15 protein-coding genes are annotated in these 16287 nt (G+C 68.6%); 13 read left to right on the top strand and 2 right to left on the bottom strand.

What is annotated here, in order from left to right:
* Positions 1 to 9: 9 nt before the first annotated feature.
* The 12 genes from AB2L57_RS17510 (at position 10) to AB2L57_RS17455 (ending at position 11376) form a co-directional block, all read left to right on the top strand.
* Positions 10 to 726 carry a copper resistance CopC family protein gene (locus tag AB2L57_RS17510; RefSeq protein ID WP_048809232.1) on the top strand — a complete coding sequence of 239 codons (717 nt, stop codon included), beginning with the start codon at positions 10 to 12 and terminating at the stop codon, positions 724 to 726.
* Entirely contained in the window at positions 723 to 998 is a 276-nt protein-coding gene (locus AB2L57_RS17505) for a zf-TFIIB domain-containing protein (protein WP_045246902.1), read from the top strand. The genes AB2L57_RS17510 and AB2L57_RS17505 overlap by 4 nt, the downstream gene beginning before the upstream one ends.
* A gap of 77 nt (positions 999 to 1075) precedes the next feature.
* Complete coding sequence (locus tag AB2L57_RS17500) at positions 1076 to 1609, top strand: signal peptidase II (RefSeq protein ID WP_045246901.1); 534 nt, start codon at positions 1076 to 1078, stop codon at positions 1607 to 1609.
* Positions 1606 to 1941 carry a DUF6804 family protein gene (locus AB2L57_RS17495; protein WP_045246900.1) on the top strand — a complete coding sequence of 112 codons (336 nt, stop codon included), beginning with the start codon at positions 1606 to 1608 and terminating at the stop codon, positions 1939 to 1941. The genes AB2L57_RS17500 and AB2L57_RS17495 overlap by 4 nt, the downstream gene beginning before the upstream one ends.
* Positions 1938 to 2537, top strand: coding sequence for a TlpA disulfide reductase family protein (locus AB2L57_RS17490; RefSeq protein WP_135012743.1), 600 nt, complete (start codon positions 1938 to 1940; stop codon positions 2535 to 2537). The genes AB2L57_RS17495 and AB2L57_RS17490 overlap by 4 nt, the downstream gene beginning before the upstream one ends.
* The gene (locus tag AB2L57_RS17485) at positions 2534 to 3301 is read left to right on the top strand and encodes a cytochrome c biogenesis CcdA family protein (RefSeq protein WP_045246898.1); all 768 of its coding nucleotides are present in this window, start codon (positions 2534 to 2536) and stop codon (positions 3299 to 3301) included. The genes AB2L57_RS17490 and AB2L57_RS17485 overlap by 4 nt, the downstream gene beginning before the upstream one ends.
* The gene (locus AB2L57_RS17480; protein WP_045246897.1) at positions 3282 to 4970 is read left to right on the top strand and encodes a cytochrome c biogenesis protein ResB; all 1689 of its coding nucleotides are present in this window, start codon (positions 3282 to 3284) and stop codon (positions 4968 to 4970) included. Before AB2L57_RS17485 ends, AB2L57_RS17480 begins: the two co-directional genes overlap by 20 nt.
* The gene (locus tag AB2L57_RS17475; RefSeq protein ID WP_045246896.1) at positions 4967 to 5908 is read left to right on the top strand and encodes a cytochrome c oxidase assembly protein; all 942 of its coding nucleotides are present in this window, start codon (positions 4967 to 4969) and stop codon (positions 5906 to 5908) included. Before AB2L57_RS17480 ends, AB2L57_RS17475 begins: the two co-directional genes overlap by 4 nt.
* A 3-nt stretch (positions 5909 to 5911) precedes the next feature.
* Positions 5912 to 7531, top strand: a complete 1620-nt coding sequence (gene lnt, locus AB2L57_RS17470) for an apolipoprotein N-acyltransferase (protein WP_101305216.1) — start codon at positions 5912 to 5914, stop codon at positions 7529 to 7531.
* Positions 7532 to 7844: 313 nt separating this feature from the next.
* Positions 7845 to 8861, top strand: a complete 1017-nt coding sequence (gene ccsB, locus AB2L57_RS17465; RefSeq protein WP_045246027.1) for a c-type cytochrome biogenesis protein CcsB — start codon at positions 7845 to 7847, stop codon at positions 8859 to 8861.
* A gap of 129 nt (positions 8862 to 8990) precedes the next feature.
* Positions 8991 to 10970 (top strand): cytochrome c oxidase assembly protein, encoded by a 1980-nt coding sequence (locus AB2L57_RS17460; protein ID WP_045246025.1) that lies wholly within the window; start codon positions 8991 to 8993, stop codon positions 10968 to 10970.
* A gap of 10 nt (positions 10971 to 10980) precedes the next feature.
* On the top strand, positions 10981 to 11376 hold the full coding sequence (locus AB2L57_RS17455) for a DUF4307 domain-containing protein (RefSeq protein ID WP_045246023.1): 396 nt from the start codon (positions 10981 to 10983) through the stop codon (positions 11374 to 11376).
* Positions 11377 to 11415: 39 nt separating this feature from the next.
* Here AB2L57_RS17455 and AB2L57_RS17450 read toward each other — a convergent pair whose 3' ends face one another.
* Complete coding sequence (locus tag AB2L57_RS17450; RefSeq protein ID WP_048809453.1) at positions 11416 to 13452, bottom strand: heavy metal translocating P-type ATPase; 2037 nt, start codon at positions 13450 to 13452, stop codon at positions 11416 to 11418.
* A gap of 78 nt (positions 13453 to 13530) precedes the next feature.
* On the opposite strand from AB2L57_RS17450, the gene AB2L57_RS17445 reads away from it, so the two are divergent.
* Entirely contained in the window at positions 13531 to 13863 is a 333-nt protein-coding gene (locus AB2L57_RS17445; protein WP_045246029.1) for a helix-turn-helix transcriptional regulator, read from the top strand.
* Between the two features lie 571 nt (positions 13864 to 14434).
* Here the strand turns inward: AB2L57_RS17445 and AB2L57_RS17440 are convergent.
* On the bottom strand, positions 14435 to 15940 hold the full coding sequence (locus AB2L57_RS17440; protein WP_409047721.1) for an IS1634 family transposase: 1506 nt from the start codon (positions 15938 to 15940) through the stop codon (positions 14435 to 14437).
* Positions 15941 to 16287: the final 347 nt, after the last annotated feature.

The following is a 16287-nucleotide window of genomic DNA, read 5'->3' as shown; positions in this document are numbered from 1 at the left end:
ACCACCGCCTTGACCACCGTCACCGACCACGAACACCCGCACCGATCCGGCTCACGGAGACGCATCCTCCTCCTGTCCACTCTGACGACGCTGCTGCTGGCCGCCGGGCTCCTGTTCGCCACCGCGGCGCCCGCAGCCGCGCACGATGAGATCGTCTCCTCCTCCCCGGAAGCCGGATCCACGGTCAGCGTGGTCCCGGAGGAGATTTCGCTGACGTTCAGCGGCGAGATCCTCACCGATTTCAGCGCCGTGATCATTGAGGTGGTCGCCCCGGACGGGCAGAACATCGCATCGGGGGATCCGGTCATCGACGGGACCACGGTCACCCAGGCGGTGACGCCTGGTCAGGCGGGCGTGTACACGGTGCGGTGGCGGGTCGTGTCCAGCGACGGGCACCCGATCAGCAACGAGTACCAGTACACCGTCGAAGCGGTCACCGTCCCCACCAGCGCCCCTACCCCCGAAGCGACCGAGGAGCAGACACCCGACCCGTCTCCCACATCTGCCGCCAATACGTCCGGAGAGGTTCACAACGGGCCATCCGGAGGTGGGGAACTCCTCCCCGTCCTTGCGGTCCTGAGTGGCGTAATCGTGCTGGGCGGCGCGCTGGTGGTCGTGCTCATGGTGGCCAGAGAGCGTCGTCGCCGCGACCGAGCAGCCGCGGCCGCGGCCGCCGCGGATGGTGGAACCGCCGACGACCAGCAACAGAAGGAGAACCCCTCATGAAATGTCCGGTCGACGGGACCGCCCTGCTGATCACGGAACGCTCCGGGGTCGAGATCGACTACTGCCCGCAGTGCCGGGGCGTCTGGCTGGACCGTGGCGAGCTCGACAAGATCATCGACCGCGCCGCCGACCTTGCCGGCGGCGGCCGGCAAACCAGCACCGCCCCCTATCCGCGCGAGGGCGACCACCGTTCTGACCGCGACAGGGATCATCACGGTCGCTCCGGGCGTCGGCGGAAGGAAGGGTTCCTCGGTGACCTCTTCGACTTCTGACACCAAAAACCTCTTCCTGATAGCCGGTCTGATGACCGGGTTATCAGCGGCCCTCGCGAACGCAGGAGGAGCCGCTGATGGTTCGTGAGCAGACCCGGCGGTTCGCGGTCGCGTGCCTGGCCGCCGCTGTGGTGGTCCTGGTCGACCAGGCGACGAAGGCGGCCGCACTGGGAGGGTTGAGTCAGGAGGAGCGGATCCCGCTGCTGGGGGATCTGCTTGGGCTGCAGCTCGCGTTCAACCCCGGCGCGATCCTCTCCCTCGGAGCCGGGGTCACCGGGCTGCTCACTCTCCTCGGGGTCGGTGCCGTGGTGCTGCTGGTCGTCGCCGCCGCGCGGGCGCGGACCGGATGGTGGGCGATGGGGATCGGCCTGATCCTCGGGGGCGCGATCGGGAACCTGATCGACCGGCTGTTCTCCCCCCCTGGGTTCGGGGTCGGGCACGTCACCGACTTCCTCGCCTACGGGAACCTGTTCATCGGCAACCTCGCCGACGTCGCCCTCGGTGCCGGCGTCATCGTCCTCGGCCTGAGCCTGTGGACCCGACACCGCCGCTCCCGCGTCAGCGCGGACAGCGCGGCGCCTGCGACGGGCTCCGTGGTGAGCGGGTCATGATGGCGAAGCAGCGGACCTCGTCCGTATACCAGCGCAACGCGTTCGCGCCGGGGCTGCTCGCGGCGGCGGTGTTGTTCCTCGCGCCGGTACTGATGGGCGGGGACTGGTTCACCGTTGTGCTGTTCGTCGCCGCGATCTTCGCGGTCATCGTGGGGTGGTTCGCGATCCAGGCGCGGCAGTGGTGGTGGTTGCCTGTGTTCGTCGTGATCGCCGTGATTTGGAACCCGGTGTTCCCGTTCCCGTTCACCGGCCCGGTGTGGACTGCGGCGCAGCCGGTCGCGGCAGTCGTGTTTCTGGTCGCCGGCGCCCTGATCAAGGTCAAGCGCGCATGATCCGCCGCCGCGTCCTTGCCGCCGTGACGCTGGTCGCGGCGCTGCTGCTGGCCGGGTGCACGTCCAGCGACTCGCTCGCGCAGCAGTACCGGGACGGGAACGAGAAGGGCTACATCGCCGGTGACTTCCAGATCGTCGAGATCCCGGATGCCGACCGCGGGGAGCCGGTGGTGTTCGAGGGCGTCACCGAGACCGGGGAGACGGTGTCCAGTGACGACTACCGGGGCGGGGTGCTGGTGGTGAACTTCTGGTACGCCGCGTGCGGGCCGTGCATCGTCGAAGCCCCGATGCTCGAGGAGGTCTGGCAGGAGTATCAGGACCAGGGTGTGGCGTTCCTCGGGGTGAACACCTACGACCAGCCAGCCACCGCATTGTCGTTCGCGAGAGACAACAACGTCACCTACCCGAGCGTGATCGACGTGAACGACGGGCGGGTCAAGCTCGCGTTCGCGCAGGTCACTCCGATCCAGGCCACCCCCACCACCTTGGTCATCGACCAGGAGGGGCGGGTCGCGGCGCGGATCATCGGGCAGTTGGCCAGCGCGTCGATCCTGTCCACCCTGGTCGCCGACACCCTCGCCGAGGACACCTCATGAATCCGGGAGCGGTGATCGTCGACGGCGCCCTGTGGGTCGCGATCCCGGTCGCGATCCTCGCCGGGCTGGTGTCGTTCGTGTCCCCGTGCGTGCTGCCGCTGGTGCCTGGCTACCTCGGCTACCTCGGCAGCACCACCACGACGACCGCGGCCCCCACGCTGGACGGGGGGCGCACGGTGACGGCGGAGCGCGCGCGGCTGCTGCTGGGCGTGACATTGTTCATCGCCGGGTTCACCGTGGTGTTCGTCGCCGTCACGATCCTCGGCGGCACCTTCGGGTACCTGCTGCTGCAATACGCCAATGTGCTCACTCGCGTCTTCGGGGTCGTCATCATCGCCCTCGGCCTGGTGTTCCTCGGCTTCTTCGGCATTGCCCAGCGCACCCTCCGCCCTCGCGCCCAGGGTAGGACCGGGCTGATCGGGGCGCCGCTTCTCGGGTTCGCGCTCGGCGTCGGCTGGACCCCCTGTATCGGCCCGACGCTCGCAGCGATCATCTCTATGTCGTGGAACCTCGGTGACCCCGCCCGCGCGGGCCTGCTCGGGCTCGCGTACTCGCTGGGCCTGGGCATCCCGTTCCTGATCCTCGCGGCCGGATGGGGGTGGGCGTCCCGATCGGTGACGTTCCTGCGCCGCCACATCCGCGCCCTGAACATCATCGGCGGGGCCATGCTCATCGCCCTCGGCCTGCTGATGGTGACCGGGCTGTGGACGGCACTGATGTCGCAGCTGCAACAGGTGGTGATCAATGTCCCCCTCCCGCTCTGACACCGGCATCGACGTCACCGCCGACCCGCTACGCCCCGGCGACCACGCCGACAGCGAATCCGCGACGGAGATCACCCAGCCGGCGCTGGGCATCACCGGGTGGTTGCGGTGGGCATGGCGGCAGCTGACCAGCATGCGCACCGCATTGGTCCTGCTGCTGTTCCTCGCGATCGCCGCCGTCCCCGGGTCCCTGTTCCCGCAGCGCAGCGCCGACCCCAACGGTGTCATCCAGTGGGAGCGGGACAACCCTGACGTGTTCCCCCTCGCCGATGCGGTCGGCCTGTTCGACGTGTACCTGTCGCCGTGGTTCTCCGCGATCTATCTGCTGCTGTTCACCTCCCTGATCGGCTGCGTGATCCCGCGCGCCAAGCACCACTACAAGGCGCTCCGCTCCCGCCCCCCTCGCACCCCGGCCCGGCTGTCGCGGCTCTCGGAGTACCGGGAACTGACCTTGCCGAGAGAGGAAGGGAGGACCGACCCGGCCGCGCACGCGATCGACGTCGCGGCAGAGCAGCTGCGCAAGGCCGGATACCGGGTGGAGCGATACGACGCCCGCGGAGCCGCGTCGGTGTCGGCCGAGCGCGGCTACCTGCGCGAGACCGGCAACCTGATCTTCCACGTCGCCCTCGTCGGCGTGCTGGTCTCGGTCGCGATCGGCGGGTCGTTCGCGTATACCGGGCAGCGGGTGGTGGTGGAGGGCACCACGTTCGTGAACGCGCTCAGCGACTACTCCTCGTTCAACCCCGGCCGTTTCGTCGACGGCACGGGCCTTGCCCCCTACTCGCTCACCCTCGACGACTTCCAGGTCTCCTACCGGCTGCCCGGCACCCCCGGCGCAGGCCAGGCCGGAGACTTCTCCGCCGACATCACCATCCGCCAACCCGGGCAGGACGATCGGGCGCAGAGCGTGATCGTGAACTACCCGATCACCGTCGACGGCGATCGCATCTACCTGCTCGGCAACGGCTACGCCCCCACCCTCACGATCCGCGACGCCGCCGGCGAGGTGGTGTACAGCGAGTCGCAGCCGTTCCTGCCGCAGGACTCCAACATGACCTCGCTGGGCATCATCAAGATCCCGGACGGGCTGCCCGAACAGGTCGGGCTGGTCGGGTTCTTCTACCCCACCCAGGGGGTGTTGCCCTCCGGCGCGTTCACCTCCGTCTACCCGGACGTGGTCAATCCGGTGCTGACTCTCAACGTGTTCAGCGGGGATCTCGGCATCGACGACGGCACTCCGAGGTCGGTGTACACGCTCGAGGTCGACGGGCTCACCCAGCACACCGGCGGCGACACCGCCGCCGACTCCCTTGAGCTCACCCCCGGCGCCACCGTCGACCTGCCGAACGGGTGGGGCACGATCACCTGGGAGGAGGTCACGGCGGAGGAGCCGGTGAAGCGGTTCGCGTCGCTGCAGATCCAACGCGACCCCAGCAGCGGCTGGGTGCTCGCGTTCTCCGTGCTCGCCACCCTCGGCCTGTTCGCCGGCCTGTTCGTGCCCCGCCGCCGGCTCTGGGTGAAAGCCCGCACCACCCCGGATGGTGTGCACGTCGAGTACGCGGGACTGGCCCGCGGCGAAGACCCCGCTTTGGCGCGCGCCGTCGACGAGTTCGCGACCCGCCACGCGCACGCCCTCGGCGTAGACCAGCCTGCGAAGGACACACCGTGACGACCGTGTGGATCCCGGACGCCCCGCCGACCCTCGGCGGGTTCCTCACCCCGGCCCCGCTTCCGGCTCCGGTGCTACCGCTCCTCGCGGGACTCCTCGCGGTCGCCTACCTGGCCGGTGCGATCCGGATGTGGGTCCGCGGCCGCGGCTGGCCGGTGTGGCGGACGGTCAGCTTCCTGCTCGGCTGCGTCGCCCTCGCCGCGGTCACCGGCCTGGCGGTGGAGAACTTCGGGTACGCCCTGTTCTCGGTGTTCATGTTCCAGCAGCTCACCCTGATGATGGCGATCCCGCCGCTGCTGGTCCTCGGCTCTCCCGGCACCCTGCTGCTGCGCGCCACCCCGCACCACGGCCCAGGTCTCCTGGTGCTCCGCGCCGCGCACGCCGGGCTACGCAGTCGCACCGCACGGTGGCTGCTCAGCCCGTGGCTGGCGGTGCCGCTATACCTGGCCGCGTTTTACGGTCTGTACCTGGCGAACTTCGCCGATCCGATCCTGTCCACCGTCACCGGCCATACCCTCCTCGAGGTCGGGTTCCTGGTCGCCGGGATGCTGTTCACCATCCCGATCCTGTCGTCGGACCCGCTGCCGGTGCGGATGAGCCACGGCGGCCGCGCCCTGGACGTGTTCGCCGAGGCCGCCCTGCACGCCTTCTTCGGCGTCTTCCTGATGATGGCCACCACTACCCTCATCGACGGGTTCGCCGGCCCGACGAGCGCGCTGGGCATCGACCCGATCGAAGACCAGCGCCTCGCCGGCGGGCTGGCCTGGTCCTACGGCGAGGCCCCCACCTTGCTGATGCTCATCTACGTCATGCACCGCTGGTTCCGCGACGACACCGCCCAAGCGGTCGCCGCCGACCGTCGCGCCGACGCACACGGCGACCCTGAGCTCGACGCGTACAACGACTACCTCACCCGACTCCACCAGAAAGACACCTGACCGATGCGCACGCCTTTGCCGACACCCGCCCCGGCCGCCGCGCCGGAGCAGGAGACGCCGCGCCGCACCGTGGCGGCATGGTCGCTGCCGGTGTGGGCGGCGGTGCTGGCATCCGCGGCCGCCGGCCTGCTGCTGGATCTCGCCTCCGCACCGGTGGGGTGGTGGCCGTTGACGTTCGTGAGTGTCACGGTCGCCCTGGTGGCCCTGATCGGCCGCAGCATCGGCGGGGCGCTGCTGGTCGGCACTGTGTTCGGCGCCGTGTTCTACACGACCCATCTGGTGTGGGTGGGGGAGTTCCTCGGCCCGGTGCCGTGGCTTGCCCTCGCCGGGCTGGAAGCGGTCCTGTTCGGCGCGGGCGCGGTGCCGATCGCGCTCGCCTACCGGTGGACCGCCCGCTATCCGGCCCGCGGCCTCGTGCAGCTGCTCGCGGTACCGCCGCTGATCGGGGTTCTGTGGACGGCCCGTGAGGTGGTGATGGGTGCGTGGCCGTACTCCGGGTTCCCGTGGGCGCGCCTCGGGATGACCCAGGTGGGCGGCCCGCTCGCGGAGGCCGTGTCGTGGACGAGCGTGACCGGCCTGTCCCTGCTGATCGTCATTCTGTGCGCCTCTGTGGTGCAGTGGATCCGCGCCGGCGGCATCCGCTTCATGCTCGGGTTGCACCCTGCTGTGAGCGTCGCCGCTCTCCTGGTGATAGCGCCGCAGTTCCCCACCGCGCCGGCCGGGGAGTTCCGCGTGGGATGGGTGCAGGGCAACGGCCCCACCGGGTACTTCGACGACAAGGTGCCCGGCGACGTCCTGGCCGCGCAGACCGCCGCCACGGTGCCGCTGTACGGGCAGCCGATGGATCTGCTGGCCTGGCCGGAGGGCGGCGTCGACGCCGACCCGCTCAGTGATCCCGCCGCCGCCGAGGCGTTGGACCGGGTCGTGCGCTCGGCCGGGGCGCCGTTGCTGATGAACGCCGCCACCACCCGCGGCGACGATGTCTTCAACACGTCCCTGCTGTGGACCGCGGATCCCACGGGCCGGCAGTGGCACGACAAGGTCAACCCGGTCCCGTTCGGCGAGTACGTGCCGGACCGGTGGTTCTACGAGCTGATCGTCCCCGACCTGGTGGGCTTGATCCAACGCGAATACACCCCCGGCAGCAACCCGCCGCTCGTGCAGGTCGGCGACGTCGGGGTGGGGTTGGCGATCTGCTTCGACGTGATCTACGACGCCGTGATCTGGGACGGTGCCCGCGCCGGCGCAGAGGTGTTCGTGTTCCAGACCAACAACGCCGACTTCCGCGGCACCGACGAGAACCTGCAGCAGCTCGCGTTCGCCCGGATGCGCGCCATCGAAACCGGCCGCGCGGTCGTCAACGTCTCCACGGTGGGCACCAGCCAGGTCATCACCCCGGACGGCACCACCGTCGACAGCATCGGCGTCGACACCGTTGACGCGTCGATCACCACCGTCCCGCTGCGCACCGGACTCACCCCGGCGGTGATCCTCGGTCCCTGGCTCACCGCTCTCATCGTCCTCGCTGCCGCCGGCGCTCTCACCGCGGCGGGGTTCTCCCACCGTGCCCGCACGCGTGCGGCCGCCGCAGATCGTTCGACTGATCCGGGGAGGCACCCATGAACACGCCACGGATGAGGCCTGCCGGAGGTCGACTGGCCTGGTCGCTGCGAACGCTGGCGACGGGCAGCGATCTCACCCTTCCTGGTGACCTGACGGCGGAGGAGTGTGGGTGCGCGCCCACGCCCGCGGAGAGCCGCGCATTCCGGGCCGGGGTGAGCCGGCGCACTCTGCTGACGGCGGGAACATTGAGCGCGGCCGTGGACTCGCTGGCCTGGCTGGAAGCGAACGCGGGCTGACCGATGTGCACGGATCTACCGCGCCACCCCGCTCGCGGGCACCCCCTGACCGCAACGACGAAGAGGACGACCCTGCCATGACCGGAACCGACGCGCTCTCCCTCGACGGCATCTCACTGCTGCTGGTGTGGACGGCGATCGCCACCTACCTGCTCGCGTTCATCGCGTACACCATCGACCTGGCCGGGCGCTCCGTCCCCGCCAGCGTCCCGCAGCGGGAGCCGGTCCTGGCCGGCGCTACCGCACGGGCGGGCCAGCAGACGGACAACGCCCAGAGTGGGTCGGTGGACAGTGTTCGCACGCCGCCCGCGCAGCGTCAACGGCTGCTGTGGGCGCGGATCGGGACGTCGCTGACGGTCCTCGCGTTCCTGTTCCACCTGGCCGGCACCATCCTGCGCGGCATCGCCGCGGAGCGGGTGCCGTGGGCGAACATGTACGAGTTCGCGCTGACCGGCACGGTCTTGATCGTGGCCGTCTACCTGCTGGTGCTGCGCCGCTACGACCTCCGCTTCCTCGGTGCGTTCCTGATCGGCATGGTGGTGCTGCTGCTGGGTGGCGCGACGGTCTCGTTCTACGTCGAGGTCGTTCCGCTGATGGATCCGCTCAAGAGCGTGTGGCTGGTCATCCACGTCTTCGTCGCGTCCCTGGCCACCGCCCTGTTCGCGATCGCCTGCGGCATCTCCATCACCCAGCTCCTGCAGGCCCGCCGGGAGCGCCGCACCCGAGCATCCTCGGACACTGCCCGCGCCGACGGTCTTGGGTTTCTGCGCACTCTGCCCGCCGCCGACGTGCTCGAGTCCCTCGCGTACCGGTTCGCGATCGTGGGGTTCGTGTTCTGGACGTTCACCCTGATCGCCGGCGCGATCTGGGCCAACGACTCCTGGGGTCGCTACTGGGGCTTCGATGTCAAGGAGGTGTGGACGTTCGTGATCTGGGTGCTCTACGCCGGCTACATCCACGCCCGCGCGACCCGCGGCTGGCGCGGCACCCGCTCCGCCTGGCTGTCCATCATCGGGTTCGTCGCGGTGCTGTTCAACTTCACGATCGTGAACATGTTCTTCCAGGGCCTCCACTCCTACTCCGGGCTCACATGACCCCGCACCCCTGCCCCGCCCTCTTGCCCGAGCCGAAAGCACGCACATGACCCCGATACTCTCGATTCCCGCCACCACGGGTGCGGATGCCACTGAACGCGGACAGCGGTCACTCCGACCGCGACAGGAATGACTCCTCGCGTCTTGCGGGTCGCAGGGCCTGCGATCCTCGGCGGGGTCGCACTCATCGCCTTGGTCGGGGCGTTGTGGTTCGGTGGGGGTGCTGCGCAGATCCCACTCGGCGACGCCGGCCCTGTTGTGCGCTGGGGGCTTCCGGTCACGAAACTGGTCGTGAATCTCGCCGCCGCGGGCATGGTCGGTGTGCTCGTGACCGCCTTGTTCACGCTGCGGGCCGGTGAGCGCGAGTTCGACGTCGCCCTCGATACCGCGTCGATCTCTGCAGCCCTGTTCACCGTGGCCGCGGGCGCGACCGGGTTCCTCACGCTTCTCAGCGTGTTCAACCCGGCCATCGACGCAGGCCCCCAGTTCGGTGCCCAGCTCGGCCGGTTCCTCGTCGAGCTCGAGGTCGGCAGGACATGGCTGATCACGACGGTCGCCGGCGCCGCCCTCACCGTCCTGACATTCGCCGTGCGGTCCTGGGTCGGGACGCTTCTGGTCGCCCTGGTGGCGGTGGCCTCGCTCGTGCCGATGGGCACGCAGGGGCACTCCGGCGATGACGCCTTCCACCACGAGGCGATGATGGCGCTCATCCTGCACATCATCGGCGCCGCGGTGTGGCTCGGCGGGCTCCTGCTGCTCATCGCCGTCCGTCCAGCCCTCGACCGTCGCCGCATCCCCGATCTCGTCGCCCGCTACTCGAGCATCGCTCTGGCCGCGTTCGTGCTCGTCGCCGTGTCCGGCACGGTGCGCGCCGCCATCGGCCTGCAGGAGTGGTCCGATCTGCTCTCGCCCTATGGCGCGATCTTGGGCATCAAGGTCGTCGCGCTCGTCGGCCTCGGCCTCTTCGGGGCGTGGTACCGCACCCGCCTGATCGGCAGGATGCGCAGCTCCGACGCGGCATCCCGCCCTTTCTGGATGCTCATCGCGTTCGAGCTGGCACTGATGGGTGTGGCCAGCGGCGCCGCCGCAGCGCTGGCCCGCACTCCGCCACCGAACCCGGCCCCGCTTCCCGAGATCCCCTCGCCGGCAGAACGCCTCACCGGTGCCCCGCTGCCCCCGGAGCTCACGATCGAACGGTGGGTCACCGCGTGGAACGTGGACATGTTGTGGGCGGTGCTCGCCGGGTTCGCGATCTTCTTCTATCTCGCCGGGGTGTGGCGGCTGCGCCGGCGCGGCGACGCGTGGCCTGTGTATCGCACGATCATGTGGGTCGCCGGCATGGTGCTGCTGGTCTGGGTCACCGGCGGCGTCGTCAACGTCTACCAGGACTACCTGTTCAGCATGCACATGGTGGGGCACATGCTGCTCACGATGGCGATCCCGGTGCTGCTGGTCGCCGGCGCCCCGGTGACCCTCGCCGCCCGGGCGATCCGCAAACGCGACGACGGCACCCGCGGCGGGCGGGAGTGGATCCTGTGGGCGGTGCATTCGCCCGTCGCCCGCATCCTGACGAACCCGTTCGTCGCGGCCGCCCTGTTCATCGGCTCACTGTGGGTGTTCTATTACACCGACCTGTTCCGCTGGTCGCTGTACGACCACCTCGGCCACCAGTGGATGATCGCGCACTTCCTCATCACCGGCTACCTGTTCGCGCTCTCCCTGATCGGCATCGACCCGGTGCCGTGGCGGCTTCCCTACGCCGGCAGGCTGCTGCTGCTCATCGGTGTGATGGCGATGCACGCGTTCTTCGGCATCGCCATCATGATGCAGTCGGGGCTGATGGTCGCCGACTGGTTCGGGTCGATGGGTCGCACCTGGGGTGTCACACCGCTCGAGGATCAGTACACCGGCGGCGGTATCGCGTGGTCGATCGGTGAGATCCCCACCCTGATCCTCGCGATCACGGTCGCGATTCAGTGGAGTCGCAGCGACGACCGCGAGACCAAGCGGCGAGACCGGCACGCCGACCGCACCGGCGAAGCCGAGCTCGAGGCCTACAACGCACGCCTCACCGAGCTCGCCGACCGCGATGCTCGCAGCCGCAGATAGGGCGCACTACGTGACGACGAAAGAGGAGCTCGCCGACCGCTACGGTCGGGGACCGCGGCCCATCCGCCGCCGCGTGTTCTGGGTCACCGTCGCGACGGCGGCAATCCTGTCTGTCGCCGGGCTTTCGTGGCTGACTGTCTCGAACTCGCTCGACGACGTCGGATTCGACGAGACCGGATACGAGCTGGTCGATGCGCGCACCGTGACCGTATCCTTCCAAGCCACGCCACCCGCTGGGACGTCGTTCGCATGCGCGGTGCAGGCATTGGATGAGGACTTCGGCATCGTCGGTTGGCGGGTCATCGAGTACCCCGCGTCCGAGGAGATCACACGAGCACTCGTGGAGACCATCCCGACCGTCGCGCAGGCAACGACCGGCACCGTGCAATCCTGCTGGGCCACATAGCCGCGCAAGGGAGGCCGTCGCCTGCGCCGGCTGAGTCTCTCAAGCGGTGGGCCTGTCTTCGTGGTCGATGCCGTGGTGCTCTTTGCCGCGCTCGAAGTTGAGCAGGCGGAGTGCGTTGCCGACGACGATCAGGGTGGAGCCTTCGTGGATGAGTACGACCGCGCCGATGTTCAGGCCGAGGAAGGTGGCGAGGATGAGGAACGCGACGATCGCGAGGCTGGCGATGAGGTTCTGCCGGATGATGCGGCTGGTGGCGCGGCTGAGCCGCACGGCGAACGGGACGCGGCCGAGGTCGTCGCTCATCAGCGCGATGTCGCAGGTTTCCAACGCGACGGTGGAGCCGGCGGCGCCCATCGCGATGCCGACGTCGGCGCGGGCCATCGCGGGGGCGTCGTTGACGCCGTCGCCGACCATCGCGATCGGTCGGTGGGTTTCGGCGAGGCGGGTGATCTGAGCGACTTTGTCCTCGGGGAGCAGTTCGCCGATCGCGGTGTCGACGCCGACTTCCCGGCCGACCGCGTCGGCGACGCGCTGGTTGTCGCCGGAGATCATCACGAGCTGCCCCACGTTCGCGCCCCGGAGCGCGCTGAGCACCTGGGCGGACTCCGCGCGGGACGCATCCATCACGCCGACGATGCCGAGGAACCGGTCGCCACGGCGGATGATCATCAGCGTCTGCCCGGAGTCCCGCGCCTGCGTGTACGCGTCGGCGAGCGTGCCGGTCAGCGCGAGTTGCTGCTCGTCGAACATGCGCAGGTTGCCGACGTCGACCCGCTCGCCGTCGATCGTCGCCGTGACGCCACGCCCGACGACCGCGTTCAGGTCTGTCGCGGTGAGGCGCTCGGCCTGGGGGACGCGGGGCTCGAGGTCGCGGACGATCGCCTCGGCCAGCGGGTGATCGCTGAGCGCTTCGACAGCGACCAGAGTGCGGATCAGCTCGGACTCGGGCACGTCGGCGGCGGGGGTGACGGACGTCACCCGGGGGGCACCCCAGGTCAGGGTGCCGGTCTTGTCGAACGCCATCGCCTTGACCCGCCCGAGCGTCTCGAGCGGGGCGCCGCCCTTGACGAGCACCCCGGCACGCGCAGCACGGGCGACCCCTGCCAGCACCGCGGCCGGGGTTGCGATCGCGAGCGCGCAGGGGCTGGCGGCGACGAGCACGGTCATGGCGAGGTAGAACGCGTCGGGGAACGGTTGCGCGAACGCGAGCCAGGAGATCAGGAGGGTGACGGCGACCCCGAGGATCACGGCGGGCACGTACCAACGCTGGAACCGGTCGATGAACTGCTGTGTGGGGGAGGCGGCCTGGTCGGCGGAGCGGACGAGCTCGACGACCTTGCTGAGCGTCGAGTCCGCGGAGGTCGCGGTGACCTCGACCTCGAGCACGCCGGACCCGTTCACGGTGCCGGCGAACACACGGTTGGCGGCGGGCAGGGTGTCGACGGTGCGCATCGCCCGCTCCGGGTCGGCCACCGGCTCCTTCTCCACCGGAATCGACTCCCCGGTGACCGCGGACTGATCCACTGCGGACACCCCGGAGATCACGAACCCGTCTGAGGGAATGCGGGAGTTCGGGCGGATGACGACGATGTCGCCGACGACGATCTCCTCCACCGGCACCTCCACCGGCTCGTCCCCGCCGCGGCGCACCAGGGCGCTGCGGGGAGCGAGCTCGGCCAGGGACTCGATGGACTTGCTGGCACGGCTGAGGGCGTATTCCTCGAGCGCGTGGCCGAGGCTGAACAGGAACAGCAGCACCGCCCCTTCCGCCCACCGGCCGATGAGGGCGGCGCCGATCGCGGCCACCAGCATGAGGAAGTCGACCTCGAACTTCCCTCGCATCGTCGAGGCGATCGCGGTGCGGAACGTGAAGAACCCACCGAAGAAGTAGGTGGCGAGGAAGAACACCAACGGCCACCCGACCATCGGCAGCCCCAACGCGAACTCGGCGATCATCCCGCCGGCGTAGGTCACGCCCGCGGCGATCGCGAACCACAGCTCCCACCGGGCCGAACCGTGGGAATGGTCGTGCGTCTCCGCAGCGGGCGCGGTAGTCGTCGGGGAAGAAGCAGTCATGCGACCAGGATACATCACAAGATCATGATATATTGTAGTTGTGAATGATTATCGTGGTCGGAGGGCACAATGGTGAGCATGGCCGGTACTGAGACGCGTCGGGAAGCAGGCACCCTGTCCGTAGCGGATGCTGAGCGTCTCGCCGAGATCATGCAGGCACTGGCGTCACCTGTGCGGCTGCGCATTCTGAGCGCGCTGAGTGTTCAGCCGAGCACCGTGACCGACCTCAGCGAACAGCTGCACATCGGACAGACGACCACATCGAACCATTTGCGGCTGCTGCGGCATCTGAGCCTGGTCCTTGGCACGCGCGACGGCCGGCACATCCACTACTCGCTCTTCGACGACCACGTCTCCGAACTGCTCGAGGAGGCCATCGGGCACCTCGAGCATCTGCCCGGCGGAGGATGACGCCTGCCGGAGCTCCCCGATTGACGAGAGTATTCCCGTTCACGTCGGGGGGCGCTGCTGCGGCCGGGGAGAGCGCGTCGCTGCCGGTTCGGACACGCTGCATGGTGTGTAGCCGATCGCCGCGACGGCCATGAGCTCTTGTAAGAATCCGCCACTACTCGCGGAATCCTGAACCCGAAACCCCAGCCAACTACCGTGGAATCGCGGCATTCCTCGCCATCTCGAGCGGGAACCTACAGCTCTTGTAGGTTTTTTTCGAAGTTGTCCATTTCGCATATGAAATGTCCACGGTGTGTCCATATGGACATTTCGGTCCATCGCGCCTCGAACGCACCCGGCCAGATACGTATGGACTGAGGAGCGAGGGGATCGACTGATGCTCGGGTATAACGCGCACGTGCACGAGGTCCGCTCAGGGATCAGCGAGCGGGACCTTCGTCGCATCAGCGAGATTCCGTATGAGGAGCGGACGAGCTACCTCGGCACGCTCATCTCGCGCCGTGTTGCATATGTGCCCTATCGAGCCTGGGTCGACAAGCTGCTGAGTGCCTCTGACCTGAGTCGTGCCAAGTTAGTGCCCCGCGGTGGCCTCGAGGATGGCGTGCGCTTCGGCTCCGGGCGGGATCGTTGCGGTCAGTTCGTTCCCGTTGATGCGGATGGTGACGTCGCGCAGCGGCCGCAGGGTGCGGACGATCTTGCGGATGCTCACGCCGGTGGCGGCTTGGAGGTGGCGTGAGATCGCGAGGGCGGTGAACACGATCGTGAGGTGCGCGTGGATCGAGTCGGCTTCGTGGTGAAACATCGGTCGTGCGCGGAGGTCGGTCTTCGCCATCCGGAACGACGCCTCGACCTGGAACAGCTCGTGATACGCCGCCACGATCTCGCCGCCGGGGAGCCGGATCGCGGGGATGTTGGTCACATAGCCCTTCAATCCGGCGAGTTGGCGGGCCCGGTCGACAAGGGCTTGATCGACCGCGGGGCGGGTGCCGGTGAGTTTCACGAACCGGTCCTTTTTCAGCGGTCTCTTCCCGTCGGCGATCTTCTGCGCCCGCTCGACTTGCTTGTCCAGGGTGTGGTTGTCACGCCGGTCACGCTTGGCCGAGTAGTGATAGACCACCCGCCGCTCCCGTGCGTTCGGCCCGACGCCCATGATCCGTTTCGATTCCAGGGTGCCGCCGTCGTAGAGGACACCCCCGTGCCGATCGAAGTGCTCGGCGAGGTCGTAGGGGGCCTTGCTGATCCTGGACCCGACGATGAACGAGAACCCGGCATCCTCGATCTGGTTCAAGTTGCTGGCAGACAGCATGCCGGCGTCCGCAACGACCACGACATCATCGACCTGGTGACGGTTCTGGAACGCGCGCAGCACCGGGAGCAGGGTAAGGGTCTCACCGGTGTTGCCGGGGAACTCGTGGACCTCGAGCGGGAACCCGTCCGGAGTGACGAGCATCCCCACGACGATCTGCGGGTCGACGCGGCGTTCCTTGCTCATCCCCACCTTGCGGAGCGCGTCCTCGTCTTCGGCTTCGAAGTAAAGGGTGGTGACGTCGTAGAGCACCAGCTTCAGCTGGCCGTGCCGGGTCGCATGTGCAAAGGCGGCGGTGGCGAGCTTGCCCCTCCAATCCTGCTCAACACACCTCGCGAGGGTTCGCCAGATCGTCCGCAGCCCCGGCGCCTCGACCCCGAGTTCGTCCAGGACCCGGATCGTGTCGGCCTTGCTTGTCGGCTCGACCACACGGGCGAGGACGAGCTTCATGAACACGTCGTCGTCGACCACAGCATGAAACCCGAGGCGTCGATATGCGCTCTCGAGCACCTCCCAGATCACTCGGGACCGGGAACCGGTCACGATCGGCGCCACCCCAGTCGGCGCGGTCGGCGTCAACGCGTCGAGGTCGAACGCGAGCTGCCCGACGGTGATCCGTTCTTTCGCGATCTGCACCAGCGCGGCCAGTTGCGCGTCGTCGTGCGCGGAGCCGATGTGCTCCACGATCGTGCGGACCCCACGATGCTTGCGGACGATCTGGACCGCCGTCGCGCCAGACGCGGTCCTCACCTTCCGCACAAACAACCCCACCGAGCGAGTCTAAATCGACGCGGTTAGTGCCCCGCACGGACACCAACACCCCCGGAAAATCAACGATCCCAAGCCCCCGAAACCAGAATCACGAGAAAATGGCACGAGTCAGGTCTGAGGACGGGCGGGCGCAACTGCTTCACGATGGCGGCTACCCGTACCTCTTTCACGCCCGCGGGGAGGAGATCAAGTCCAACTTCTCAACCGCTGGCGTCAGCGCCGTCGCCACTCTCGCTGACGACTCTTGGTACCTGGTGGAGGCTTGGGATCAGAGCTGACCCAAGAGCGCGCAGCTACGATCCTCTCAACGCCAGGGATGACTCCCCAGAGGAGTGCCGCTCCTAGAT

The organism is Microbacterium sp. HA-8 (genome assembly GCF_046111165.1).
Classification (GTDB): domain Bacteria; phylum Actinomycetota; class Actinomycetes; order Actinomycetales; family Microbacteriaceae; genus Microbacterium.
The sequence above is the reverse complement of the archived record's forward strand: the minus strand, read 5'-3'. Positions and strand labels throughout refer to the sequence as shown.